Origin of the sequence: Chelatococcus albus, from assembly GCF_030067675.1 — a bacterium.
Classification (GTDB): Bacteria; Pseudomonadota; Alphaproteobacteria; order Rhizobiales; family Beijerinckiaceae; genus Chelatococcus_A; species Chelatococcus_A albus.
In genome coordinates, this window is sequence record NZ_JASJEV010000006.1 from 183,054 (window position 1) to 207,033 (window position 23,980).

Annotated in this window: 21 protein-coding genes; 11 read left to right on the top strand and 10 right to left on the bottom strand. The window is 71.6% G+C overall.

Annotation, left to right across the window (positions count from 1 at the left end):
• Both QNA08_RS11405 and cobM read left to right on the top strand, forming a co-directional pair.
• Positions 1-378: a cobalamin biosynthesis protein gene (locus QNA08_RS11405; protein WP_283740833.1), complete on the top strand. Its 378-nt coding sequence runs from the start codon at positions 1-3 to the stop codon at positions 376-378.
• Positions 375-1,136, top strand: coding sequence for a precorrin-4 C(11)-methyltransferase (gene cobM, locus QNA08_RS11410; RefSeq protein ID WP_283740834.1), 762 nt, complete (start codon positions 375-377; stop codon positions 1,134-1,136). The genes QNA08_RS11405 and cobM overlap by 4 nt, the downstream gene beginning before the upstream one ends.
• Here cobM and QNA08_RS11415 read toward each other — a convergent pair.
• The gene (locus tag QNA08_RS11415) at positions 1,130-2,233 is read right to left on the bottom strand and encodes a cobalt-precorrin-5B (C(1))-methyltransferase (protein ID WP_283740835.1); all 1,104 of its coding nucleotides are present in this window, start codon (positions 2,231-2,233) and stop codon (positions 1,130-1,132) included. The genes cobM and QNA08_RS11415 overlap by 7 nt on opposite strands.
• Before the next feature lie 56 nt (positions 2,234-2,289).
• Here QNA08_RS11415 and cobA point away from each other — a divergent pair, with 56 nt between their 5' ends.
• Both cobA and QNA08_RS11425 read left to right on the top strand, forming a co-directional pair.
• Positions 2,290-3,111: a uroporphyrinogen-III C-methyltransferase gene (cobA, locus tag QNA08_RS11420; RefSeq protein WP_283740836.1), complete on the top strand. Its 822-nt coding sequence runs from the start codon at positions 2,290-2,292 to the stop codon at positions 3,109-3,111.
• Between the two features lie 2 nt (positions 3,112-3,113).
• Positions 3,114-4,442, top strand: a complete 1,329-nt coding sequence (locus tag QNA08_RS11425) for a cobyrinic acid a,c-diamide synthase CobB (RefSeq protein WP_283740947.1) — start codon at positions 3,114-3,116, stop codon at positions 4,440-4,442.
• 33 nt (positions 4,443-4,475) lie between these two features.
• On the opposite strand, the gene QNA08_RS11430 is transcribed toward QNA08_RS11425, so the two are convergent.
• Positions 4,476-5,096, bottom strand: coding sequence for an FMN-dependent NADH-azoreductase (locus tag QNA08_RS11430; RefSeq protein ID WP_283740837.1), 621 nt, complete (start codon positions 5,094-5,096; stop codon positions 4,476-4,478).
• A gap of 134 nt (positions 5,097-5,230) precedes the next feature.
• Between QNA08_RS11430 and QNA08_RS11435 the strand changes: the two genes are divergently transcribed.
• Positions 5,231-6,202: a LysR family transcriptional regulator gene (locus tag QNA08_RS11435; protein WP_283740838.1), complete on the top strand. Its 972-nt coding sequence runs from the start codon at positions 5,231-5,233 to the stop codon at positions 6,200-6,202.
• Positions 6,203-6,217: 15 nt separating this feature from the next.
• Here the strand turns inward: QNA08_RS11435 and QNA08_RS11440 are convergent, their stop codons facing one another.
• Complete coding sequence (locus tag QNA08_RS11440; RefSeq protein WP_283740839.1) at positions 6,218-7,756, bottom strand: helicase HerA domain-containing protein; 1,539 nt, start codon at positions 7,754-7,756, stop codon at positions 6,218-6,220.
• A gap of 315 nt (positions 7,757-8,071) precedes the next feature.
• Between QNA08_RS11440 and QNA08_RS11445 the strand changes: the two genes are divergently transcribed.
• The 5 genes from QNA08_RS11445 (at position 8,072) to hutG (ending at position 12,042) form a co-directional block, all read left to right on the top strand.
• Positions 8,072-8,800, top strand: a complete 729-nt coding sequence (locus tag QNA08_RS11445; RefSeq protein WP_283740840.1) for an IclR family transcriptional regulator — start codon at positions 8,072-8,074, stop codon at positions 8,798-8,800.
• A 49-nt stretch (positions 8,801-8,849) separates the two neighbouring features.
• On the top strand, positions 8,850-9,593 hold the full coding sequence (locus QNA08_RS11450) for a glutamine ABC transporter substrate-binding protein (protein WP_283740841.1): 744 nt from the start codon (positions 8,850-8,852) through the stop codon (positions 9,591-9,593).
• 63 nt (positions 9,594-9,656) lie between these two features.
• The gene (locus QNA08_RS11455) at positions 9,657-10,325 is read left to right on the top strand and encodes an amino acid ABC transporter permease (protein ID WP_283740842.1); all 669 of its coding nucleotides are present in this window, start codon (positions 9,657-9,659) and stop codon (positions 10,323-10,325) included.
• Positions 10,322-11,086 (top strand): amino acid ABC transporter ATP-binding protein, encoded by a 765-nt coding sequence (locus tag QNA08_RS11460; RefSeq protein ID WP_283740843.1) that lies wholly within the window; start codon positions 10,322-10,324, stop codon positions 11,084-11,086. The genes QNA08_RS11455 and QNA08_RS11460 overlap by 4 nt, the downstream gene beginning before the upstream one ends.
• Before the next feature lie 5 nt (positions 11,087-11,091).
• The gene (hutG, locus tag QNA08_RS11465) at positions 11,092-12,042 is read left to right on the top strand and encodes a formimidoylglutamase (RefSeq protein ID WP_283740844.1); all 951 of its coding nucleotides are present in this window, start codon (positions 11,092-11,094) and stop codon (positions 12,040-12,042) included.
• A gap of 38 nt (positions 12,043-12,080) precedes the next feature.
• Here hutG and QNA08_RS11470 read toward each other — a convergent pair whose 3' ends face one another.
• From QNA08_RS11470 to recF, 5 genes are all read right to left on the bottom strand, one after another.
• Positions 12,081-13,667, bottom strand: coding sequence for a gamma-glutamyltransferase family protein (locus QNA08_RS11470; RefSeq protein WP_283740845.1), 1,587 nt, complete (start codon positions 13,665-13,667; stop codon positions 12,081-12,083).
• A gap of 174 nt (positions 13,668-13,841) precedes the next feature.
• Positions 13,842-16,268 (bottom strand): DNA topoisomerase (ATP-hydrolyzing) subunit B, encoded by a 2,427-nt coding sequence (gene gyrB / locus QNA08_RS11475; protein ID WP_283740846.1) that lies wholly within the window; start codon positions 16,266-16,268, stop codon positions 13,842-13,844.
• A gap of 126 nt (positions 16,269-16,394) precedes the next feature.
• Positions 16,395-18,215: a DNA helicase RecQ gene (recQ, locus tag QNA08_RS11480; protein WP_283740847.1), complete on the bottom strand. Its 1,821-nt coding sequence runs from the start codon at positions 18,213-18,215 to the stop codon at positions 16,395-16,397.
• A gap of 15 nt (positions 18,216-18,230) precedes the next feature.
• The gene (locus tag QNA08_RS11485) at positions 18,231-18,845 is read right to left on the bottom strand and encodes a LysE family translocator (RefSeq protein ID WP_283740848.1); all 615 of its coding nucleotides are present in this window, start codon (positions 18,843-18,845) and stop codon (positions 18,231-18,233) included.
• Positions 18,846-18,855: 10 nt separating this feature from the next.
• Positions 18,856-20,061, bottom strand: coding sequence for a DNA replication/repair protein RecF (recF, locus tag QNA08_RS11490; protein ID WP_283740849.1), 1,206 nt, complete (start codon positions 20,059-20,061; stop codon positions 18,856-18,858).
• A 233-nt stretch (positions 20,062-20,294) separates the two neighbouring features.
• Here recF and QNA08_RS11495 point away from each other — a divergent pair, with 233 nt between their 5' ends.
• Complete coding sequence (locus QNA08_RS11495; RefSeq protein ID WP_283740850.1) at positions 20,295-20,651, top strand: hypothetical protein; 357 nt, start codon at positions 20,295-20,297, stop codon at positions 20,649-20,651.
• Positions 20,652-20,741: 90 nt separating this feature from the next.
• Here QNA08_RS11495 and dnaN read toward each other — a convergent pair whose 3' ends face one another.
• Entirely contained in the window at positions 20,742-21,860 is a 1,119-nt protein-coding gene (dnaN, locus tag QNA08_RS11500) for a DNA polymerase III subunit beta (RefSeq protein ID WP_283740851.1), read from the bottom strand.
• Positions 21,861-22,067: 207 nt separating this feature from the next.
• Positions 22,068-23,597: a chromosomal replication initiator protein DnaA gene (gene dnaA, locus QNA08_RS11505; protein WP_422679907.1), complete on the bottom strand. Its 1,530-nt coding sequence runs from the start codon at positions 23,595-23,597 to the stop codon at positions 22,068-22,070.
• Positions 23,598-23,980 lie beyond the last annotated feature (383 nt).

Below are 23,980 nucleotides of genomic sequence, written 5' to 3' on the forward strand. Positions count from 1 at the left end.
GTGGCGGGGTTCGGCTTTCGCAAGGACGCCACCGCCGCCGATCTCGCGGCGGTGCTTGCGATGGCGCTCGGACGGGCTTCGCTCACGCAAGCCGAGGTCGGCGCGCTCGCCGTGCCGGAGGCGAAGGCGGGGAAGGGGGCGGCCGGCGCCCTGGCGGCCGACCTGGGCTGCCCGGTGCTTGCCGTCCCGACGGCCGCCATGCAGGCCGCAGCCCACGGCTGCCTCACACGCTCGGCGCGGAGCGAGGCGGCATATGGCGTTCCCTCCGTCGCCGAAGCGGTGGCGCTCGCCGCCGCCGGGCCCGGGGCGCGCCTGATCCGGCCGCGCGTGGCGACGGCGAAAGCGACCTGTGCCTTCGCGCAAGGGGACGGTCCATGACCGTGCATTTCATCGGCGCCGGTCCGGGCGCCCCGGACCTCATCACCCTGCGTGGCCGCGACCTCGTGGCGCGCTGTCCCGTGTGCCTCTATGCGGGCTCGCTGGTGCCGCGCGAGATCCTGTCCTGGTGCCCGCCGGGCGTGCGCCTCGTCGACACGGCGCCGCTGTCGCTCGACGCCATCATTGCCGAATGCAGGACGGCGCACGAGGCCGGGCTCGAGGTGGCGCGGCTCCATTCGGGCGACCTCTCCATCTGGAGCGCCATGGGCGAGCAGATCCGCCGGCTGGAGGCGCTAGGCATTCCCTATACCGTGACGCCCGGCGTGCCGGCCTTCGCAGCTGCCGCTGCGGCGCTGAAGCGCGAGCTCACCCTGCCGGAGGTGGCCCAGTCGGTCGTGCTGACGCGCACGCCCGGCCGTGCCTCGGCGATGCCGGAGAAGGAAAGGCTCGCGGCCTTTGCCGCGACCGGGGCGACGCTTGCCATCCACCTCTCCATTCACGTGCTCGCAGACGTGGTGGCGGAACTTGCGCCGCATTACGGGCCGCAGTGCCCCGTCGCCGTCGTGGCGCGGGCGAGCTGGCCGGACGAGCAGATCGTCACCGGCACGCTCGCCGACATCGTCGGCCGCATGGCTGAACGACCGGTGGAACGCACGGCGACGATCCTCGTCGGGCCGGCGCTCGCGGCGCGCGACTTCGCCGACAGCGCGCTCTACGGCGCCCACTACCTGCGCCGCTTCCGGGGGATGGATCAGTGAGCCGGCGTGAAATCCTTGCGGCCGACGAGCAGGCCGTCCCGGTCGAACACCGTGATCTCGAGCGCCATGCCCGTCCCGGCGATCACCTTCGCCGCCGTGCGCCAGGCGTGCCCGGCCACGATGTCGCCGACGGCGAGACCCTCGGCCGCGGCCTCGCGCAGCACCTGGAGGGCCGTGTTGGCGCGGGCCGCCCGGGCGACGAGGCCGGCCGGCGCATCGGCCTCGGCGAGGCGTTCGGCGAGCCAGGCGAGGTCGACCTCCCCGGCGCGCGAATGAAGGTCGAGCAGCCCCTGCCCGAGCTTCGTCATCTTGGCGAAGCCGCCGGCGATGGTGACGCGGGGGACAGGGTGCCGGCGCAGGTACTTCAGCATGCCGCCGGCGAAGTCACCCATGTCGATGAGCGCCTGTTCGGGAAGGCTGTGCAGGCGCTGCACCGCGGCCTCGGAGGTGGAGCCGGTGGCGCCGGCGACGTGGTCGAGCCCCACGGCGCGCGCCACGTCGATGCCGCGGTAGATCGAGTGGATCCACGCCGCGCAGGAGAAGGGCACGACGATGCCCGTGGTGCCGAGGATGGAGAGCCCCCCGAGGATGCCGAGGCGGGGGTTGAGCGTCTTGCGGGCGAGCGCCTCGCCGCCGGGTATGGCGATCTCGACGATGGCGTCGCCCGTGGCGCCCGTCGCCTCCGCCACCTCGCGCAGGGCCGTGCGGATCATGGCGCGCGGCACCGGATTGATGGAGGGCTCGCCCGGCGGCAGCGGCAGGCCGGGGCGCGTCACCGTGCCGACGCCCGGCCCGGCGCGGAAGGTGACACCTGTCCCCCGCGGGCCGTGGCTGACGGTCGCGAGGACGAGCGCGCCGTGCGTCACGTCCGGGTCGTCGCCCGCGTCCTTGACGATGCCCGCTTTCGCCCAGCCCCCGCCCCGCTCTTCGAGGGCGAGCGCGAAGGCCGGGCGCTCGCCGCCCGGAAGGCTGACGGGGACGGGATCGGGAAAGCGGCCGGTCACCAGCGCCTCGTAGGCGGCGCGCGCGGCGGCGGCGGCGCAGGTGCCGGTCGTCCATCCGCGGCGGAGCGGCCGTTGCGGTGCCTTCTCGTCCATGCATCTTTCTGTAGCGTTCCCACGTTCGGCGGTCACCTTCGGAGGGAGGTTCGGCGATGAGTCGGCCGGCGCTCGCATCGCTCACCCCGCCGTTTCGGCCGGGCGAGGTCTGGCTGGTCGGCGCCGGGCCCGGCGATCCGGGCCTCCTGACGCTGCACGCCCTCAATGCCCTGCAGGCGGCGGACGTCATCGTCTACGACGCCCTCGTCGACGAGCGTGTGCTCAAGCTCGCCCGCCCCGAGGCGCGCCTGGAATATGCCGGCAAGCGCGGTGGCAAGCCCTCGCCGAGACAGGCCGACATCACGCTGCGCCTCATCGCTCTGGCGCGCGAGGGCCTGCGCGTGCTCCGGCTCAAGGGCGGCGATCCCTTCGTCTTCGGCCGCGGCGGCGAGGAGGCGCTGGCGCTCGTCAGGGCGCACGTGCCCTTCCGCCTCGTGCCGGGGGTGACCGCCGGCCTCGGCGGGCTGGGCGCCGCCCTCATCCCGGCGACGACGCGCGGCACCAACCAGGCGCTCGTCCTCGCCACCGGCCACACCGCCGACGGCGGCCCCGCCGATCTCGACTGGGCGGCGCTTGCCAGGCTGGGCCAGCCCATCGTGCTCTACATGGCCATGAAGAACCTGCCGCACATCACTGCCGAGCTGATGGCGGGGGGCATGAGCGCGGACACGCCGCTCGCCGTCGTCGCCGCGGCGACAACGGCCGAGGAGCGCGTGCTTGAGACGACGCTCGGCCGCGCGGTCGCGGATGCAGCGGCCGCCGGGCTCGGCGCGCCCGCCATCGTCGCCATCGGCTCCATCGTGCGGCTGCGCGCGAAGCTCCGCGGGCTCGCCGCCCAGATCGAGGCCGAGAGCGGCGCCGTGGGAGGAAAACGATGACGTTGCCCACCGTCCCCGGCCTCCTCGTCGCCGCGCCGCGCTCGGGCGCCGGCAAGACGACCGTCGCGCTCGGCCTCATGCGCGCCCTGGCGCGCGACGGGCTCGCCGTGGCGGCGGCGAAATGCGGGCCGGACTACATCGACCCCGCCTTCCACGCTCGCGCCACGGGCCGGCCGGGCGTCAATCTCGACAGCTGGGCGATGGAGGACGATCTGATCGCTGCGCTCGTCGCGCTGGGAACGGCCGGGGCCGACCTCGTCATCGCCGAAGGGCTGATGGGTCTCTTCGACGGCGTGCCGGGCGCGGCGGGGCGCACGGGTGCGAGCACGGACGTCGCGGCGCTCACCGGCTGGCCGGTGCTCCTCGTCATCGACGTGTCGGGCCAGTCGCAGTCGGCAGCGGCGGTCGCCCTCGGCTGCGCCCGCTATGACCCGCGCATCCGCATCGGCGGCGTGGTGCTCAACAAGGTCGGCAGCGAGCGGCATCGCCGGCTCGTGACGGCGGCGATAGAGGCGCTCGGCCTGACCGTGGTCGGTGCCCTGCCGCGCGAAGGCGCCGTCTCCCTGCCCGAGCGCCATCTCGGCCTCGTGCAGGCGCGCGAGACGGCGGCGCTCGACGATCACCTCGACCGCCTCGCCGGTTTCGTCGCCGCCCATGTCGACCTTGGTGCCGTGCGCCGCCTCGCCGCGCCGACGCGGGCCCTGCCGCAGGCGGCCCCGTCGCGCGCCGCCGTGCCGCCACCCGGCGGGCGCATCGCGCTCGCCGACGATGCGGCCTTCTCCTTCGTCTATCCGCACGTCATCGCCGGCTGGCGGGCGGCGGGGGCGGAGATCGTGCCCTTCTCGCCGCTCGCCGACGAGGCGCCGCCCACCGATTGCGACATGTGCTGGCTGCCCGGCGGCTATCCCGAGCTGCACGCCGGCCGGCTCGCGGCCAACCGGCGCTTCCTCGGCGGCCTCGCCGCCTTTGCGGCCGGCGGCGCCGTGCATGGCGAATGCGGCGGCTACATGGTGCTGGGCGAGACCCTGGAGGATGCGGCCGGCGTGACGCATCGCATGGCGGGGCTCCTGCCGCTCGCCACGAGCTTTGCGGAGCGCAAGCTCCATCTCGGCTATCGCGCCGTGGAGCTCCTGGCGGATACGCCGCTCGGGCGGCGTGGCACGCGGGCGCGCGGCCACGAGTTCCACTATGCGAGCATCGTCGCGGCCGGCGGCGCCGCACCGCTCGCCCGCGTCACGGACGCCTACGGCAACGACCTCGGCCCGGCCGGCCAGGTGGCCGGCCGGGTCAGTGGCTCGTTCATCCACGTCATCGCCACCACGCCGGACTGATGCCTGATCCGGGCGGCAGGCACCGCCCTGCAGTCAGGCCGCCCAGGCCGCGTTCTCGGCAATCGACCGGCGCGCGGCCGAAATGGCCTGTTCCTTGTGCTCGGGGCTGAGGTTGACGCCCTCGGCGCGCACGAACTCGACGTCCGAAATGCCGAAGAAGCCGAAGATGCTGCGCAGGTAGCGCTCCTGGTGGTCGATCGCCTCCAGCGGCGAGCCGGCGCTGTAGACGCCGCCGCGCGAGGACACGACGATAACCTTCTTGCCGCCGGCGAGGCCCTCTGGCCCCTTCTCCGTGTAGCGGAAGGTCTTGCCCGCCACGGCCAGGCGGTCGATCCAGGCCTTGAGCTGGCTCGGGATGCTGAAGTTGTACATCGGCGCTCCGATGACGACGACGTCGGCGGCGAGGAACTCCGCGAGCGCACGGTCGCTCGCATCGATCTCCGCCTGCTGCTCGGCGCTGCGCTTGGCCGCTTCGGTCGCGCGCGCGGCGAAATGGGCCGAGGAGAGATGAGCGATCGGCTCTGCGGCGAGATCGCGGTAGGTGACGGCGACGTCCGGCGCCTGGCGGCGCCACTCGGCGACGACGGCCGCGCTCAGGCTGCGGGAGATGGAACCGTCGCCGAGGATGCTGGAGTCGATGTGCAGGAGCTGCATGGGATACCTCCGGGAGTGGTGTGCGGCGCCGGACGGGGGCCGCGCCGTCGTCTTCATGGAGCTAGATCCGCAACGCCGGATGGATAAGATCGCAACCGAGCATCTCGGTGTTCCAACGATGGAACGATGGCGCCATGCCCGACCTCAACGATCTCTCCCTCTTCGCCGCCGTCGTGACGCACGGCGGCTTCGCCGCGGCGGCGCGGGCGCTCGGCCTGCCGAAGTCGACGCTCAGCCGCCGCGTGGCGCGCCTCGAGGAGGATTTCGGCGCGCGCCTGCTGCAGCGTTCGACGCGCCGCTTCGCCGTGACCGAGATCGGCGAGGACGTCTATCGCCACTGCCGCGCCATGCTGGCGGAGGCGGAGGCCGCGGCGGAGGCGGTCGAGCGGCGGCGCGCCGAGCCCTGCGGCCTCGTGCGCGTCAGTTGCCCACCCGGCTTGGCGCAGGGCCTCATCGCCCCCGTGCTGCCGCGCTTCATGCAGGCCCATCCGCGCGTGCGCGTGCAGCTTCTCATCAGCAATCGCCGGGTCGACCTCATCGAGGAGGGCGTCGACATCGCGCTGAGGGTCCGCGACCGCCTCGACACGGATGCAGACCTCGTCGTGCGCGTGCTCGGCCGGAGCCGGATCATGCTCGTGGCGAGCCCCGCCTATCTCGACGCTCACGGCCGTCCCGAAGCCGTCGCCGACCTCGCCCGCCACCAGACGCTCAGCATGAACGAGCGCGGCAGCGACGTGTGGACATTGATCGGCCCGGAGGGGCGGACGGAGCGCCTCGAGCACGAGCCGCGCCTCATGTGCTCGGACTTCGACGTGCTGCTGGGGGCGGCGCTTTCGGGCCTCGGCGTGGCGCTCATGCCGGAGAGCGTCTGCGCGCCTGCGCTCGCCGAGGGCCGGCTGGAGGCCGTGCTGCCGGAATGGGGCGGCGCCACCGGCGTGGCGCATCTCGTCTTTCCTTCGCGCCGGGGCCTCCTGCCCGCCGTGCGCGTCACGATCGACTTCCTGGTCGAGACCCTGACGGCGGCGATCGAGGACGGGCTGAGGCGCGTCTACGCCGAGCGCTGCGAGGCGGCGCGGCGGCGCAATGCGGCGAGCGAGGCCGCCTGAGGGCCGCGACGCGCGTCAGGCACCGGCCGCCGGCGATTCGTCGGCGACCGTTCCCGGCTGCGCCTCGTCCGGGGCGCTGGGGTCGCCCGGGGCGGTCTCGCAGTCGAGGTCGGGGAAGGCGACGACGCGGTTGCCGCGGAAGTCGGTGCGGCAGACGAGGAGGCCGCGCTCCTCGAAATAGGTGAGGAGGCGGCGGGCGCGTCCGGGCGAGCGGCTGCCGTAGGCGCGCGCGAGCGCTGCGTCGGAAGGGCAGGGCGCCCCCGCCACCGCTGCCTGGGCGACGAGCAGGAAGACGCCCTGGATGTCGTCGGAGAGCGAGGCCGAGATTGCCACCGCCCGCTCCCAGGCGCTGCTCTCGGCCGTGCGCGTGTCGACACCCGCCCGCGCCACGGCGAGCCGCCGGCGAAAGGCCGGCAGGTCGAGCGCCTCCCCGCTGACGCGGCGGATGCGGCAGCGCACGAGGAAATCCTGGTAGAGCACGGCCACCGAGCGGAAGGAGGCGTCGGGGTCGTCCAGGATCTCGCGCAGGATCGCCGCGATCGCGGCCTCCCGCTCCTCCGTGGACATGGCCGGCGCAGGCGGTTCCGCGGGCGCGGCGGGCAGGGGGATGAGCACGGGCCGGGGGCGGCCGACCTGCCGGAGGATGTCGGAGGTGGGGACGGGCGGCGGCGGACGGCGCGGGACGACGCGCGGCGGCTCGTCCTCTCCCGGCGTGAAGATGAGCTCGCGCGCGTCTTCCGGCGGCTTGTCCGGCAGCGGCATCAGCTTCGGGCTCGACGAGCGGGCACTCGTCTCCACCGGGCCGATGCGCAGTGGCAGCGGACGGCGCGACAGGGCGGGGCCGAGCGCCACGAAATGGCCGCGCTGCAGGTCGCGGAACATCTCCGCCTGCCGGCGCTCCATGCCGAGGAGGTCGGCGGCGCGCGCCATGTCGATGTCGAGGAAGGTGCGGCCCATCAGGAAGTTCGAGGCTTCCGCCGCCACATTCTTGGCGAGCTTGGCGAGGCGCTGGGTGGCGATGACGCCGGCCAGCCCGCGCTTGCGGCCGCGGCACATGAGATTGGTCATGGCGCCGAGCGAGGCCTTGCGCGCCTCGTCCGAGACCTCGCCGGCCGCCGCGGGGGCGAAGAGCTGCGCCTCGTCGACGATGACGAGCAGCGGGTACCAGTGGTCGCGGTCGGCGTCGAAGAGCCCGCCGAGAAACGCGGCGGCGCATCGCATCTGCTCCTCGGCGTCGAGCCCCTCGAGATTGAGCACGACGGACACGCGATGCTGGCGGATGCGGCCGGCGATGCGCGTCAGCTCCGCTTCGGTGCGCGCCGCATCCACGACGACATGGCCGAAGCGGTCGGCGAGCGTGACGAAGTCGCCCTCCGGGTCGATGACGGCCTGCTGCACCCATTGCGCGCTCTGCTCGATGAGGCGGCGCAGGAGATGCGACTTGCCGGACCCGGAATTGCCCTGGACGAGCAGGCGGGTCGCCAGGAGCTCCTCGAGATCGAGCATGGCCGGCGCCCCCGCGGACGTCGTGCCCATGTCGATGCCAACCTTCATTCCATGTCCCTGCGGGTGATTGACGGAGGAGGCGCGCGACCGGCGCCGCCGGCCCCTTTAACACTCCTCGCGCCGCTGCGCGACCGCGGTCGCCGAAACCCACAAGGCCGCGCGAGGGACGACCGTGGGTGGCTCCAGCGCGAGCCTCTCCTCCGGAAGCAGCCGCCCGCCTGAACCTCCGACCGTCACCCCGGACGCCGCGAAGCGGCCGTGCGGCGACAGGCCGATGGCGACGCCATTATTTTCTCAAGTTTCGGCTTGTTATTCCCACATTACGATAATACAAACGTCCAAGTTGAGAAACCGGCGGGGATCATGTCGAGCAGCGAGCGGCTTCTGGATGTCCTGGTTGCGGTGGCCACCGCCGCCGGGCCCCTGTCCGCCAAGGAGGTGGGCGAGCGCGCCGGCCTGCCGCTCAGCAGCGCCTACCGGCATCTCGCGCTCCTCAAGGAGCGCGGCTTCGTCGCCGATCTCGGCCGTGACGTCGGCTACGGTCCGGGGCCGATCTGCCTGCGCATGGCCTGGAACTTCGACCGTTCGTCGCATCTCCTCGCCGTCGCCCTGCCGGAGATGCAGCGCCTCTCCATCAGGACGCAGGAGAGCGTCGGCCTCATGAAGGCCGTCGGCATGGATGTGCTCTGCCTCGAGATGATCGAGAGCCCGCTTTCGCTGCGCTGCTCCTTCAGCAAGGGGCGCTCGCAGCCGCTGGTGCGCGGCGCCTCGGCCAAGGCGCTGCTCGCGCATCTGCCGGACGCCGTGCGCGACGAGATCCTGGCGCGGCTCATGGCGGGCGACGAGGCGGCCCGCGCCGCCCTCGTCGAGGAGCTCGGCGCCATCCGCGCCCGCGGCTACGCCCAGAGCGAGGGCGAGGTCGATCCGGGAGTCTGGGGTGTGAGCGCCCCCGTCTTCTCGTCGGGCGGGCGGCTTGAATGCGGCATCAGCCTCATGGTGCCGAGCGTGCGCGTCGGCGCCCGCTCTGACGAACTCATTCGTGAAACGCTGGCGGCGGCGGGGGAGATCACCCGGCGCCTCGCCAGAAGCTGACATCGGCTTGGATGTGACGTTGGCCTGCTCGGCAAGGGAGGAGCACCAGATGACGTTTCTTCGCAAGATTGCACTTGGCCTCGTGGGCGCGCTCGCCTGCATCGGCGCGGCGCAGGCCCAGACCGGCGACACGCTGAAGGTCGCCACCGACGCGACCTTCATGCCCTTCGAGTTCCAGGTGGACGGCAAGCTCACCGGCTTCGACATCGAGCTCGTCGAGGCTGCCGCCAAGGTCATGAACAAGAAGGTCGAGTGGACGACGATCGACTTCAAGGGGCTCATCCCGGGCCTCGTCGCCAAGCGCTTCGACATGGCGGTGTCGGCGATCTACATCACCGACGAGCGGAAGAAGGTCGTCGATTTCTCGGATCCATACTATCCGGGCGGCCTCGTGATCATGGTCAAGAAGGACAACACGAGCATCAAGGGGCCCGAGGACCTGCCGGGCAAGAAGGTCTCCGTCCAGGTCGGCACGAAGTCCGTGAGCTACCTCCAGGAGAACTTCCCCAAGGTCGAGCGCACCGAGGTGGAGAAGAACCAGGAGATGTTCATGCTGGTCGAGCTTGGCCGCGTGGACGCCGCCGTCACCGGCAAGCCCGCTGCCAAGCTCTTCGCCAAGAGCCGGCCGACCGTGAAGGTGCTCGACAAGCAGCTCACCGTCGAGGAATACGGCATGGCCGTGCGCAAGGACCTGCCGGAGCTCACCAAGGAGCTGAACGCCGCCCTCGCCAAGCTCAAGGCGGACGGCACCTACGACAAGCTCGTGCAGAAGTGGTTCGAAGCCGGCAACTGACGCGGCCCCTGTCGCCGCCGGCCCCGCCATCGCAACGGCTCCAGCAAAGCGAGCGTGTCCCGGATGAATCTCGACTTCACCCCCGTCTGGCAGGGCTGGCGCGAGTTGGCCTACGGCGCTCTCGTCACCATCGAGGTGACGAGCGCCTCGCTTCTCCTCGGCTGCATCCTCGGCCTCCTCGTCGGCATCGCCCGGCTCGATCCGCGCCGCAAGCTCGTCTACGGCGTGGCGACGGGCTACGTCACCTTCATCCGCGGCACGCCGCTGCTCGTGCAGCTTTTCCTGCTGTTCTTCGGCCTGCCGCAGTTCAACATCCTGCTGCCGGCCTTCGTCTGCGGCGTGCTCGGCCTCGGCATCTACTCCGGCGCCTATGTGTCGGAGATCGTGCGCGGCGCCATCCAGTCGATCGATCGCGGGCAGATGGAGGCGGCACGCTCGCTCGGCATGTCGCACGGCAAGGCGATGCGCATCATCATCCTGCCCCAGGCGGTGGTGCGCATGATCCCGCCGCTCGGCAACGAGTTCATCGCCCTCATCAAGAACTCGGCCCTCGTCTCGCTGCTCACCATCGCCGACCTGATGCACGAGGGGCAGAAGATCATCTCGATCTCCTACCGCTCGCTCGAGGTCTATCTCGCGGTCGCCTTCGTCTACCTCATGCTCACGAGCCTCACGGGCTTCCTGCTGCAGCGGGCGGAGCTGCGCCTGCGCGCCGGAGGAGTGGTGCAATGACCGCTGCCGCACCCATCGTCGCCGCCCGCGACCTCGTGAAGAGCTTCGGCGCGCACCGCGTGCTGCACGAGGTCTCCTTCTCGGTGGCGCCGTCGCAGGTCGTCGTCGTCATCGGTCCCTCCGGCTCGGGCAAAAGCACGCTCTTGCGCTGCTGCAACGCCCTCGAGGTGCCCGAGGACGGCACGCTCACCGTCTGCGGCACCGATCTCGTCAGGAACGGCACGCTCATCCCGGAGCGGGAGCTCAACGCCCTGCGCATGCAGGTCGGCATGGTGTTCCAGTCGTTCAACCTGTTCCCGCACCTCACGGTGCTCGACAACGTCAGCGTCGGGCCGCGCAGCCTGCGCCGGATGCCGCGGGCCGAGGCCGAGGCGCTGGCACGCGATCTGCTTGGCAAGGTGGGGCTCGCGCAGAAGGCGGAGGCCTATCCGGCGACGCTCTCCGGCGGCCAGAAGCAGCGTGTGGCGATTGCCCGTGCGCTCGCCATGCAGCCGCGCGTCATGCTCTTCGACGAGCCGACCTCCGCCCTTGATCCGGAGCTCGTCGGCGAAGTCCTGCAGGTGATGAAGGGCCTTGCCAGGGAGGGCATGACCATGATCGTCGTCACGCACGAGATGGGATTTGCCCGCGAGGTCGCCGACGTCGTCATGGTCATGGACGGCGGGCGCATCATCGAGGAGGGGCCGCCCGAGCAGATCTTCGGCGCGCCGCGCAACCCGCGCACCCGCTCCTTCCTCCAGGCGGTCATCGCGCGAGACTGACACCCGTGCCCTTCGATGGTCTTGCCGCTCCGGTCGCTGGCCTGCCGAGCGACCGGGGCGAGGACGGCTGCGTGCTGCGCGTCAAGGACGTGCTGCGGCCGCTGACAGCCGACGCTTCGGGAGCAGCCGCGATCATCGGTTTCGCGAGCGACGAGGGCGTGCGCCGCAACCACGGCCGCGTCGGCGCCGCGGCCGGTCCGCTCGCCATCCGCCGCGTGCTCGAGCGCCTGCCGGTGCACGACGAGGCGCCCCTCTACGACGCCGGTGACGTCGCCTGCACGGACGGCGATCTCGAAGGTGCGCAGGCGCGCCTCGCCGAGGCACTTGCCGGGCTCATGGGCCGCGGGCTGCGGCCCGTCGTGCTCGGCGGCGGCCACGAGGTGGCGTACGGCAGCTTCCTCGGCCTCGCCAACCACCTCGGCGAGCGCTTTGCCGGGACGCGCCTGCTCGTCGTCAATCTCGACGCGCATTTCGACCTGCGCCTCGCGCCGCGGCCCAACTCCGGCACGCCCTTCCGCCAGATGGCGGAGTTCTGCGCGAGCCGGGGCGCAGACTTCCGCTACCTCTGCTTCGGCATCAGCGAACTCGCCAATACGACGGCGCTCTTCGAGCGGGCACGCGCCCTCGGCGTCGAATACTGGCTCGACGAGGAAATGCGCGCGAGCGACGCGGCCCACCTGGGGGCGGCGCTGACCCAGCGGCTCATCGCGGCGGACGCGGTCTATCTCTCCATCGACCTCGACGTGCTGTCGCAGGCGGTCGCCCCCGGTGTCTCGGCACCGGCGGCGCGGGGTGTGGCGCTCGAGATCATCGAGGATCTCGTCGACGAGATCCTCGCCTCGGGCAAGCTCGCACTCGCCGACATCGCGGAATTCAATCCCGCCTTGGACCGCGACGATCAGACGGCTCGCGTCGCCGCCCGCCTCGCCTACCGCCTGCTGCGCAAGCCCCGTTGAGATCGAGGGTCCGCCACGCGAGGGCGGCCGACGGGCGCTCAGAAGCCGAGCGCGCAGCCGTCCTTGCGCCGGTCGGAGGCGCCCCACAGGGCACCCCGCCCGTGGTCGATCCAGATCGCCTGACCGCCGCCCAATGGCACCGTGCGGCGCTTGATGGCATGGCCGCGCGCGGCGAGCGCGGCGATCGTCTCCTCGCCGAGCGCGGGTTCCACCTCCAGCACGCCGTCGAAGGCGAAGGAGCGCGGCGCGTCGATGGCGGCTTGCACGTTGAGGCCGCGGTCGAGCACGCCCGACAGGAAGGCCGCCTGGCCGGCGGCCTGGTAGTGGCCGCCCATGACGCCGAAGGGCGCCACCGTCCGCCCGTCCTTGCGCAGCATGCCGGGGATGATCGTGTGCATCGGCCGCTTGCGCGGGCCGATGGCGTTCGGATGCCCCTCGATCAGGCGGAAGGACGAGCCGCGGCTGTGAAGGACGATGCCCGTCTCCGGGTCGAGCCGCGTCGAGCCGAAGGCGTGGAAGATCGAGTTGATGAAGGAGACGGCGTTGCCGTCACGGTCGACGACGCACAGATAGACCGTGTCCCTGTGTTCCGCCTCGTTCCACAGCGTGGCGGGGCGCGCCTTCGTCGGGTCGATGCGGGCGCGCAGCGTGGCCGCCACCTCGTCGGACAGGAGCGCCTCGACGGGGAAGGGCAGATGTGCCGGATCGGCGATCAGGGCGTCGCGGTGGTGATAGGCGAGCTTGGTCGCTTCCGCATGCAGATGGGCGCGGTCGGCCGGCGACAGGGTGTCGGAGAGGTCGAAGCCGCTCAGGATGTTGAGGATCATCAGGGTTGCGAGGCCCTGGCCGTTGGGCGGGCATTCGTAGACGTCGTAGCCGCGGTAGCGCGTCCTGATCGGCGTGACGTAATCGGCGCCGTCGAGCGCCGCGGCGAAGTCGTCGAGCGTGTGCAGGCCGCCGAGGCCGTTGAGGAAGCGCACGAGCGATTCCGCCGTGGGGCCGAGATAGAAGGCGTCGGCGCCCTCGCGGGCGATCTCGCGCAGCCGCGCCCCGAGCCTGGGCTGGGCGTGCCGCTCGCCGGCCTTCGGCGCCCGGCCGTCGGGCAGGTAGGCGGCCCTCGCGCCCGCATCCTGCGCCAGGAGGGGCGCCTCCTCGGCCCAATCGCGCGCGACGCGCGGCGTCACCGGATAGCCGTCCTCGGCATAGGCGATGGCGCGCGCGAAGAGACGCTCGAACGGCAGGCGACCGTGGTCGCGGTGCAGCTTCGCCCAGGCGGCGACGGCGCCCGGCACGGTGACGGCGTGCGGGCTCGTGCGGGCAATCTCGGTGAGGCCGAGGTCCCGGAGCCGGGCGACGCTCGCCGCCGCCGGCGCGCGGCCGCTGCCGTTGAGCGCGATCACGTCCTGGCCGGCGGGCGCGTAGAGCACGAAGCAGTCGCCGGCGATGCCCGTCATGTGGGGCTCGACCACACACTGCACGGCGACGGCGGCGATGGCGGCATCGACGGCATTGCCCCCGAGCGCCAGGATCTCGAGGCCGGCGGCGGTCGCCAGCGGATGCGAGGTGGCCACGGCCGCCTCGCGCGCAAGGACCGGCCCGCGGCCGGGCTGAAAGAAGTCCCGCATCGTCTGTCTCCCCCCCCCTGCGCCGCCTGCGCGGGCGGCGTCCCTGCGGCCGCCCGGCTCGCAGCGTTCCCGCAACGGATATCGGCGAGCGCGCGGCCTTGGCAAGGCGGATGGCCGCATTGCCGCCCTGCGTGTGCGCGACGAAGAGGGGCGAAGCGCGAGACGATTCGCCGGCTATACGTCGAGGTTCGCGACGCTCAGCGCGTTGTCCTGGATGAACTCGCGCCGCGGCTCGACGGTGTCGCCCATCAGCTTGACGAAGATGTCGTCGGCCTCGTCGACCTCCTTCACCTTCACCTGCAGGAGCGAGCGGTTGTCGCGGTCGAGGGTCGTCTCCCAGAGCTGATCGGGGTTCATCTCGCCGAGGCCCTTGTAGCGCTGCAGCTGGATGCCCTTGCGACCCGCGGCGGTCACCGCCTCGAAGAGCGTGACGGGCCCGGCGATCGCCGTTTCCTCGCTCTTGCGTGCCAGAATGGCGGGCTTGCCGTAGACCTCCTGGAGGCTCGGCGCCCGCTCGTCGAGCCGCCGCGCCTCAGAGGAGGCGATCAGCGCCGCATCAAGGGTGGCCACCTGCTTCACGCCGCGCACGGTGCGCGTGAAGACGTAGCCGCCTGCCTCGGCGCGGCCCTGCCAGCCGCGTTCGGTCTCCTCGGCGATGGCGTCGAGACGTTCGGCCACCGAGGCTGCCGCGACGGCGGCGGCCTCGGGATCATCCGCCGTCTCGGGCCGCAGCGCGCCGGCGATCGCTGCCTGCTCGACGATGGCGCGGTCGTAGCGCGTGTGCAGGGCCCCGAGCACGTGGCGCACGAGGCGCGCCTCCTCGACGAGGGCCTTCAGGTCGGCTCCGGCCCGCTCCTCGCCGCCTGCAAGCCGCAGCACGGAGCCGTCCGTGCCGCCCTCGATGAGGTAGTCCTCCAGCGCCCGCTCGTCCTTCAGATACTGCTGCGACTTGCCGCGCGTCACCTTGTAGAGCGGCGGCTGCGCGATGAAGAGATGCCCGCGCTCGATGATCTCGTGCATCTGGCGGAAGAAGAAAGTGAGCAGGAGCGTGCGGATGTGGCTGCCGTCCACGTCCGCGTCGGTCATGATGATGATCTTGTGGTAGCGCAGCTTGTCGATGGAGAAGTCGTCGCGGCCGATGCCGGTGCCGAGCGCCGTGATCAGCGTGCCGATCTGCTCGCTCGACAGCATCTTGTCGAAACGCGCGCGCTCGACATTGAGGATCTTGCCGCGCAGCGGCAGCACAGCCTGGAACTCGCGGTTGCGGCCCTGCTTGGCCGAGCCGCCGGCCGAATCGCCCTCGACGATGAAGAGCTCGGCCTTGGCCGGGTCGCGCTCCTGGCAGTCGGCGAGCTTGCCGGGGAGAGAAGCCATGTCGAGCGCGCCCTTGCGGCGCGTGAGCTCGCGCGCCTTGCGCGCCGCTTCGCGGGCGGCGGCGGCCTCGACCACCTTGCCGACGAGCGTCTTGGCGTCACCGGGGTTCTCCTCGAGCCAGATCGACAGCGCCTCGTTGACGACGCTCTCGACGACGGGCCGCACCTCGGAGGAGACGAGCTTGTCCTTGGTCTGCGAGGAGAACTTCGGGTCCGGCACCTTCACTGAGACGATCGCCGTCAGACCCTCGCGGCAGTCGTCGCCGGTCAGCGAGACCTTCTCCTTCTTCGAGATGCCGGAGGCTTCGGCATAGCCGGTCACCTGCCGGGTGAGGGCGGCGCGGAAGCCGGCGAGATGCGTGCCGCCGTCACGCTGCGGGATGTTGTTCGTGAAGCAGAGCACGTTCTCGTGGTAGGAGTCGTTCCACCACAGGGCAACCTCGACGCCAATGCCGTCCTTCTCGTTCCTGAGCACGATGGGCTTGGCGATGAGCGGCGTCTTGGTGCGGTCGAGATAGCGCACGAAGGCCTCCACGCCGCCTTCGTAGCGCATCTCCTCCTGACGCCGCTCGGCATGGCGGTTGTCGGTGAGGACGATGCGCACGCCCGAGTTCAGGAAGGCGAGCTCGCGCAGGCGGTGCTCCAGCGTGCCGTAGTCGAATTCGGTCAGCGAGAAGGTTTCCGGGCTCGGCAGGAAGGTCACTTCCGTGCCGCGCCTGCCGCCGGCATCGCCCACGACGGCGAGCGGCGCCACCGCGTCGCCGTGCCGGAACTCCATGAAATGCTCGTTGCCGGCGCGCCAGATGCGCAGGCGCAGCCAGGTGGAGAGGGCGTTGACGACGGACACGCCGACCCCGTGCAGGCCGCCGGAGACCTTGTAGGAATTCTGGTCAAACTTACCGCCGGCGTGGAGCTGGGTCATGATGACCTCCGCCGCCGACACGCCCTCCTCCGGATGCAGGTCGGTCGGGATGCCGCGGCCGTTGTCGGTGACCGTGCAGGAGCCGTCGGCATTGAGCGTGACGGTGACCTCGGTGGCGTGGCCGGCCAGCGCCTCGTCGATGGCGTTGTCGACGACCTCGTAGACCATATGGTGCAGGCCCGAGCCGTCGTCGGTGTCGCCGATGTACATGCCCGGGCGCTTGCGCACCGCATCGAGACCCTTGAGCACCTTGATCGATTCGGCGCCGTAGGTGTCGGGATTGGAGTCGCGGGCGGGCAGGGACATGGGATTTCCTTCATCGGCGCCGGACGGCGCGCCGGGATCGATTCGTGAGCTTAATCTAGTGGGTCGCACTCACGCGCGCACGTCTAGCACACGCGCGCGTGTGCGCGAGAGAGGCGCGCCGTCGCATTACGGCGGCGGAAAGGCGGCGATCGCCTGCAGGAAGACGGTACCGTAGCGCGCGAGCTTGCGCTCGCCCACCCCCTGCGCCTCACGCAGCGCGGTGAGCGTGCGCGGCTTGAGCCGGGCCATGTCGATCAGTGTTCGATCGGGAAAGATCATATAGGCCGCCACGCCCTCATCCCGGGCGATGGCGAGCCGCAAGGCGCGCAGGTGCTCGAAGAGCGCCCGCGTCGCCGGGTCGAGGCCGTCGGCGGAGCCTTCGCGCTCGGCCCGCCGCGCACCGCGCGGACGCGGCGCGCTCTCCTCGGGGCTGCGCAGGCTGATGCGCTCCCGGCCGAAGAGGATGGCTTCGCCGCGCGGCGTCAGGCGGAAGCCGCCGTGCTCGTCGCTCGCCGCCGCGAGCGCGCCGGCGGCGAAGAGCTGCCGGGTCGTGGTGATCCAGGCGCTGCGGCTGCGCCCGGCCCCCGCGCCGAAGGTCTTCAGCCGGTCGTGGCCGTGGCGGCGGATGGCTTCCGTCGCTTCGCCGCGCAGGAGATCGGCGACATGCCGGGCGCCGAAGCGCTCGCCGGTGCGCACGACGGCGGAGAGCACCTTCTGCGCGTCGATCGTGGCGTCGTAGAGCTTCGCCTCGCTCCTGCACAGGTCGCACCGCCCGCAGGGTCCCCGCTCCTCGCCGAAATAGGCGAGGACGGCCTGACGCCGGCAGGTCGCGGCCTCGGCGAGGTCGATCATGGCGTCGAGCCGCCGATGCTCGATGCGGCGGCGCTCGGCGTCGATGTCCTTGTCGTCGATCTGCCGACGGCGCAGGGCCATGTCGTCGAGGCCGTAGAGCGTCAGCGTGTCGGCGGGCAGGCCGTCGCGCCCGGCCCGGCCGATCTCCTGGTAATAGGCCTCGACGCTGCCCGGCATGTCGGCATGGACGACGAAGCGCACGTCCGGCTTGTTGATGCCCATGCCGAAGGCGACCGTGGCCACCATGACGACGCCGTCCTCCTGCAGGAAGACGTCCTGATGGCGGCTGCGCAGGCCCTGGTCGAGCCCGGCGTGATAGGGCAGGGCGCGATGGCCTTCGGCGGCGAGGGCCTCGGCCAGACGCTCCGTGCGGCTGCGGGAGGCGGCATAGACGATGCCGCTCACGCCGCGGCGGCCGCGCAGGAAATCCTCGATCTGCCGGCGCGGCCTGTCCTTTGGTGCGAATCGGAGGTTGAGGTTCGGGCGGTCGAAGCTGTGCACGAAGACGCGCGGCGCGCGCGCGAAGAGCCCGGCGGCGACGTCCGCGCGCGTAGCCCGGTCGGCGGTCGCCGTCAGGGCGACGACCTGCGGCCCGCCGAGCGCCTCGCGCACCCGCCCGAGCTGTCGATATTCCGGGCGGAAGTCGTGGCCCCATTGCGACATGCAATGCGCCTCGTCGATGGCGAGCCGGCGCACCCCCGCCTCGCTGAGCCGCGCCACGAGCCCGTCGCCGACGAGGCGCTCGGGCGAGACGAAGAGCAGGGCGAGATCACCGCGCACGAGCCGCTGCCAGGCCTCGCGGCCCTCGGTCTCGTCATTGGCGGAATTGAGCGTCGCGGCGGCGATGCCGAGCCCTTCGAGCTGCCGCACCTGGTCGCGCATCAGGGCGATGAGAGGGGAGACCACCACGGTCAGGCCGCCGTCGACCACGGCCGGAAGCTGGTAGCACATGGACTTGCCGCTGCCGGTCGGCATGACGGCGAAGACATCCTCCCCGGCGAGGACGGTCGCGATCACCTCGCCCTGGCCGGGACGGAAGTCGTCGTAGCCGAAGACGCGCTTCAGGGCGGCGCGGGCCCTGGCGAGGGAGGGCATCGCGGACGAAACGCGTCAGCGTGTCGCCACCGCGACAGCCGCTCCCGCCATGACCCCGCCCGTGGCACGGTTGACGATGCGCATGGCGCGCGGGCTCGCGACGAGGCTCCGGGCGCGCTCGGCGAGCAGCATGTAGCCCGCGAACACGAGGGCGAGCACGAGTTCCGTGACGACGACGAGCTCCGCATAGCCGAGCGGCGTGACGCGCCCGAGGTCGAGGATGTTGGGCAGGAGCGCCACGTAGAAGACCACGACCTTCGGGTTGCCGAGGGTCAGCGCGAGCCCGGCGAGGAAGAGCCTGACCGGGTGCTCCCGCCGGCTCTCGCCCGCGATCGCCTGCCGCTCGGCCGGCGCGGACCACAGCTCCCAGGCAAGCCACAGGAGATAGGCCGCGCCGGCATATCTGATGACGAGAAAGACGGCGTGGAAGGTCTGCGCCAGGACGGCGAGGCCGAGCACGGCGAAGGTGAGCCAGACGACGTCGCCGACGGCGACACCCGCGGCGAAGGCGATGGCCCCCTCGCGCCCCCTGCCGAGAACGCGCGCGACAATGGCCACCACGCCTGGTCCTGGCGAGGCGGCGGCGACGAACAAGGCTCCGGCGAAGACGACGAGCCCGGCGAGATCCATGACAGCTCTCCTAGCCTTGGACGAAGGGGCCTTGGACGAAGGGCTCGACGCGCCCCGGCGTGACGTGCAGGGTCATAGCAGATGCCGGCAAGTCCGCGAAGAGCTGGGCGTCGGCGCCCGTCATCCAGACCTGGGAGCCGAGCTTGTCGAGCGCCACGAAGAGCGCGGCGCGCCGCCGCCGGTCCAGATGGGCGGCGATCTCGTCGAGGAGCACGAGCGGCGCGATGCCGCTCATGGCCGCGACGAGGCGCGCATGGGCGAGCACAAGCCCGACGAGAAGCGCCTTCTGCTCGCCCGTCGAGCAGCGCGCGGCGGCTGCGGTCTTCGGCCCGTGGTGCACGACGAGGTCGCTCGCCTGCGGGCCGATCAGGGTGCGGCCGGCGGCTCGGTCGCGCGCGCGGTTGTCGCGCAGCAGGGCGCGATAGCGGTCCTCGGCCTCGACGGCGGGGAGCGCGGCGACGATGTCCTCGATCTCGCCGGCGAGTTCCACGCTGGCCCAGGGGAAGGGGGAGGCGTCGTCGCGCGTGGCGGCGATCAGCGCATCGAGCCGCGTCACCGTCTCGCGCCGGGCGGCGGCGACGGCGATGCCGAGCTCGGCGATCTCGCGCTCCACGGCGTCGAGCCAGCCGCGGTCGGGTGCCCCCTCCTCGAGCAGCCGGTTGCGCGAGCGCACCGCCCGCTCGAAGGCGCCGACGCGCCCGCCGTGCTCGGCGTCGACCGCGAGCACCAGCCGGTCGAGGAAGCGCCGCCGGTCCCCCGGCGGGCCGGTGAACAGGCCGTCGAGCGCCGGCGTCAGCCAGACGAGGCGGAGGTGCTCGGCGAAGGCCGCAGCCGAGCCCACCGGCACGCCGTCGATGCGGCACTTGCGGCTCGCGGGCGCACCCGGCGCCGGGGGGTCGAGGCCGGTGCCGAGTCGCGTCCCGCCATAGGCACCGTCGAGGGTGATGGATGCGGCGAAGCCGCCGCTGCCGCCGAGCCGCGCCATCTCCGCGAGATCGGCCCGGCGCAGGCCACGGCCGGGCGTGAAGAGAGACAGGGCCTCGAGGAGATTGGTCTTGCCCGCCCCGTTCTCGCCGGCGAGCGCCACGAGCCGCGTGTCGACGGCGAGGTCGAGCGCCGCGTAGCTGCGGAAATCCGCCAGCATCAGGCGCCTGACGCGGGGCGCGTGGCCGGGCGCCGGCGCCGTGCCGGCCGAGGGGGGAAGCGGCTCGCTCATGCGGCTCGTCCGCGGGCGCTCATCGGGCCGTCGAGGGGCTGGCGCCCGATCAACCTGCAATCGGGTGGCCCCCAATTGCAGGAAAGTTCACCAATATCAATATCTTGAGCATGATGCCCGCAGGAGTGGGACGCGCTTCCCGGCAGCATGCTCCAGGTCCTTCTCACGCGTCCCCGGCGCCTGATGCTATGCTGCCTGCGTCTTGAGCGCAGGGGGCAGGAAGGTCAACCACCATGCGCATCGACGGATCGGTGATCCTGACCATCGTCGCCTCGGCGGTCATGGCCGGCTTCTGCGTCATCGCGGCCACCATGGTCGGTCTCCTCGGCTTCCTCGGGCTCGGCATCGTCGGGCTCATGGGGCTCCTCATCGCCTTCAACGCCGAGGAGTCGGCGGACCGGTTGCCGGACGCGGATCTCGCCCGGCGCCCCGTCGCGGACGGGGGTCTTGCGCCGGAACCGTCGTCGAGCCGGTCCTATGAGGAGCGCGCCACGCGTCGCGAATGCGCCCTGATGACGGGCCTTACCAAGCTCATCGGTGCGGCTTTCGCCGTCGTCGGCATCGGCGGCTTCTTCCTCTACCAGATCTGAGCGCCGCTCCCTGCGCGGAACCGGCCCTCGAGGTCGGCCTCCCGCGGGACCGAAGCCGGGCTTCGGCGCCCCCGGCGAGCATGGGCGGGCTCACACCCGCATCGGCATCAGCACATAGAGCGCCGGCGCGCCTTCGCGGTCCTGCACCAGCGTCGGCGAGCCCGGATCGGCGAGCTTGAACAGGGCCGTGTCGCCGTCGAGCTGGGCGGTGATGTCGAGGAGATAACGGGCGTTGAAGCCGATATCGAGCGGCGGGGCGTCGTAGTCGACCTCGAGCTCCTCCGTGGCGCTGCCCGAGTCGGGATTGGTGACGGAGAGCGTCAGCCGCCCGTCGGCGAGGGCGAGCTTCACCGCCCGGCCGCGCTCGGAAGAGATGGTCGACACGCGGTCGACGGCCGCGGCGAACTGCGGCTTGTCGACGACGAGCTGCTTGTCGTTGCCTGCCGGAATGACGCGCTGATAGTCGGGGAAGGTGCCGTCGATCAGCTTCGAGGTGAGCACGATGGCGCCGATCGTCAGGCGGATCTTGGTCGGCGACAGCTCGACCGTCACCTCCGTCTCGCCGTCCTCGAGCAGCTTCTGCACCTCGGCCACGGCCTTGCGCGGCACGATGATGCCCGGCATGCCGCCGGCGCCCGCCGGCGCCTCGGTCTCGACGCGCGCGAGCCGGTGGCCGTCGGTCGCGACCGCCCGCAGCACCGTGCGCCCCTCCACGTCGAGGGTGTGGAGGTAGATGCCGTTGAGGTAGTAGCGCGTCTCCTCGGTGGAAATGGCGAACTGCGTCTTGTCGATGAGACGCTTCAGCTCGCCCGCCTGCACGGCGAAGCGGTGCGGCAGCTCGCCGGCGGCGAGATCGGGGAAGTCGCTCTCGGGCAGTGCCTGCAGGGTGAAGCGCGAGCGGCCCGAGCGGATCAGCATCTGGGTGGCGTCGCCGGCCGTCTCCAGCGACACCTGCGCCCCGTCCGGCAGCTTGCGCACGATGTCATAGATGACGTGCGCGGGGACGGTGGTCGAGCCCGCCGTCTCGACGTCCGCCGGCAGCGTCTCGGTCACCTCCAGGTCGAGGTCCGTCGCCTTCAGGCGCAGGCTGCCCGCCTCGCCGCGCAAGAGAACGTTCGACAGGATCGGAATGGTGTTGCGCCGCTCGACGACGCGATGGACATGGCCGAGCGACTTCAGGAGAGCCGCCCGCTCGACTGTGACCTTCATGGCCCTTCCGTTCGCTCGATCGCGCGGGAACCGCGCGCATGGCCGACGGCGGGTCCCCGACCAGGCAATGCCGGGGACCCGCGCACCGGGGGACGCACAATGCCGCCTCCCCGGACGTTGCGCAAGGGCACCGCCAGCCGCGTCAACAGCGTGGGTCCGGGCGCACCCGCATGGACGGGCGTCGCGCGGCGGATCGCGCCGGCGGGATCACTCCTGCAGCATGCGCTTCAGGAGCTCGATCTCCTCGTTGAGGGCGTTGTCCTCGCCGATGGTCTTCTCGATCTTGCGCACCGCATGCAGGACCGTCGTGTGGTCCCGCCCGCCGAAGCGCCGGCCGATCTCCGGCAGCGAGCGCAGGGTCAGCACCTTCGAGAGATACATGGCGATCTGCCGCGGCTTCACCACAGCCGCGGTGCGGCGCTCGGAGAGGATGTCGGCGCGCGAGACGTTGTAGCGGCTCGCCACCAGCTTCTGAATGTCCTCGATCTTGACGCGCTTGGGCTCGCGGGTGCGCACGAGGTCGCGGATCGCCGCTTCCGCCGTCTCCATCGTCAGGGCCGAGCCGGTGAGCGTGGCGTGGGCGAGCAGGCGGTTGACTGCGCCGTCGAGATCGCGGCCGTTGGTCGTGATGGAGCGCGCCACGTAGGCCACCACCGGCGGCGGCACCTCGAAGCTCGGGTGCACCGACTTCACCGCCGCGATGCGCGCGGCGAGGATCTTGCTCCTCAGCTCGTCGTCGAGCGGGCTCATCTCCACGACGAGCCCGCCGGCGAGGCGCGAGCGCACCCGCTCGTCGAGCGCCTCGAGCTCGGACGGCGGCCTGTCGGCGGCCACGACGATCTGGCGGCCGGCGTCGATGAGCGCATTGATGGTGTGGCCGAACTCCTGCTGAATCGATTTGCCCTGCAGGAACTGCACGTCATCGATGACGAGCAGGTCGATGCCGCGCAGCTTCTCCTTGAACGCGAGCGCAGTCTGCGCCTTCAGCGCGGCCACGAAGCCGTACATGAAGCGGTCCGCCGTCAGATAGATGACGCGCTTGCCGCGCTTCTGCGCCTCGTGGGCCACCGCCTGCATGAGATGCGTCTTGCCGAGGCCGACGCCGGCATGGAGGTAGAGCGGGTTGTAGAGCGGCGTGCCGCCCTCGTGGCGGGCGATGCGCTCGGCTGCGGCATGGGCGAGAGCGTTCGAGCGGCCGACGGCGAAGCTGTCGAAGGTCAGCCGCACGTCGAGCGGATTGCCCGACAGGTCGGCGTCGCCCGCGCCCGCCCGCGGCCGAGGTGCGGCATCCGCCGCTGCGGCACCAGCGTGATCGCGGACCGGCGCCGCCGGCACGGCCGATCGCGGGCCGGCGTCGGCAACCCGCGTCGCGAGGCTCGCATCGCGCGCGGCGGCACCGCGGACGCCGAAGGCGACGCGGGCGACATCGGGGCATTCGGCCTTGAAATGGGCGAGCACGCGATCGGCGTAGTGGGATTCGATCCAGCTCTTCAGGAAGCGCGTCGGCACCGACAGGCGCGCCACGCCGGCGGACAGGCCGTCGAGCTCGAGCCGCCCGAACCAGCTCGTGAACACGTCCTCGCCGAGCTCGACGCGCAGGCGGCGCTTGACGCGCAGCCAGGCCTGCTCCAGGGCGTCGCCGCAGACCGCACCACCGTCGTTCAGGGCAGGCACGCCGTCGACCGGCCGCGCACCGCTCGTCTCGATCACGCTCGCGCTATCGTCGCCCTTGTACATCGTGCCCTGCTCCATGTGTTCTCGTTACTCTTGTGCCGCGGCAAGCGCGACAGAGCCGGTCGGGGGTGCCTGCGCACCTCCGATGGCCATGGTTTGGTCTCGTTGCGACGCCCCCGCCCGCCGCGGCATACGCATGCCCGGTGTCTGGAGGGCAGTAATCCGACAAGTATTAGCGCACTCGATCTCAGCCGAGCGTGCGACGACCCCAGTAATGTCGGATCGGCCGGCGCTCTATGAGCGCCATTCAGTTAACAAGTTCTGGCGTCAGCAAGTCGGCGGCGGAACTAGTTTGTGCGCTCGGCTCGAAGCTCGTTCTTCGACAAAGCACCGCCCCCTCCCCGAAAACGAGGTTAAAAACTTCTGAATGCCGGAAGAAAACCTCG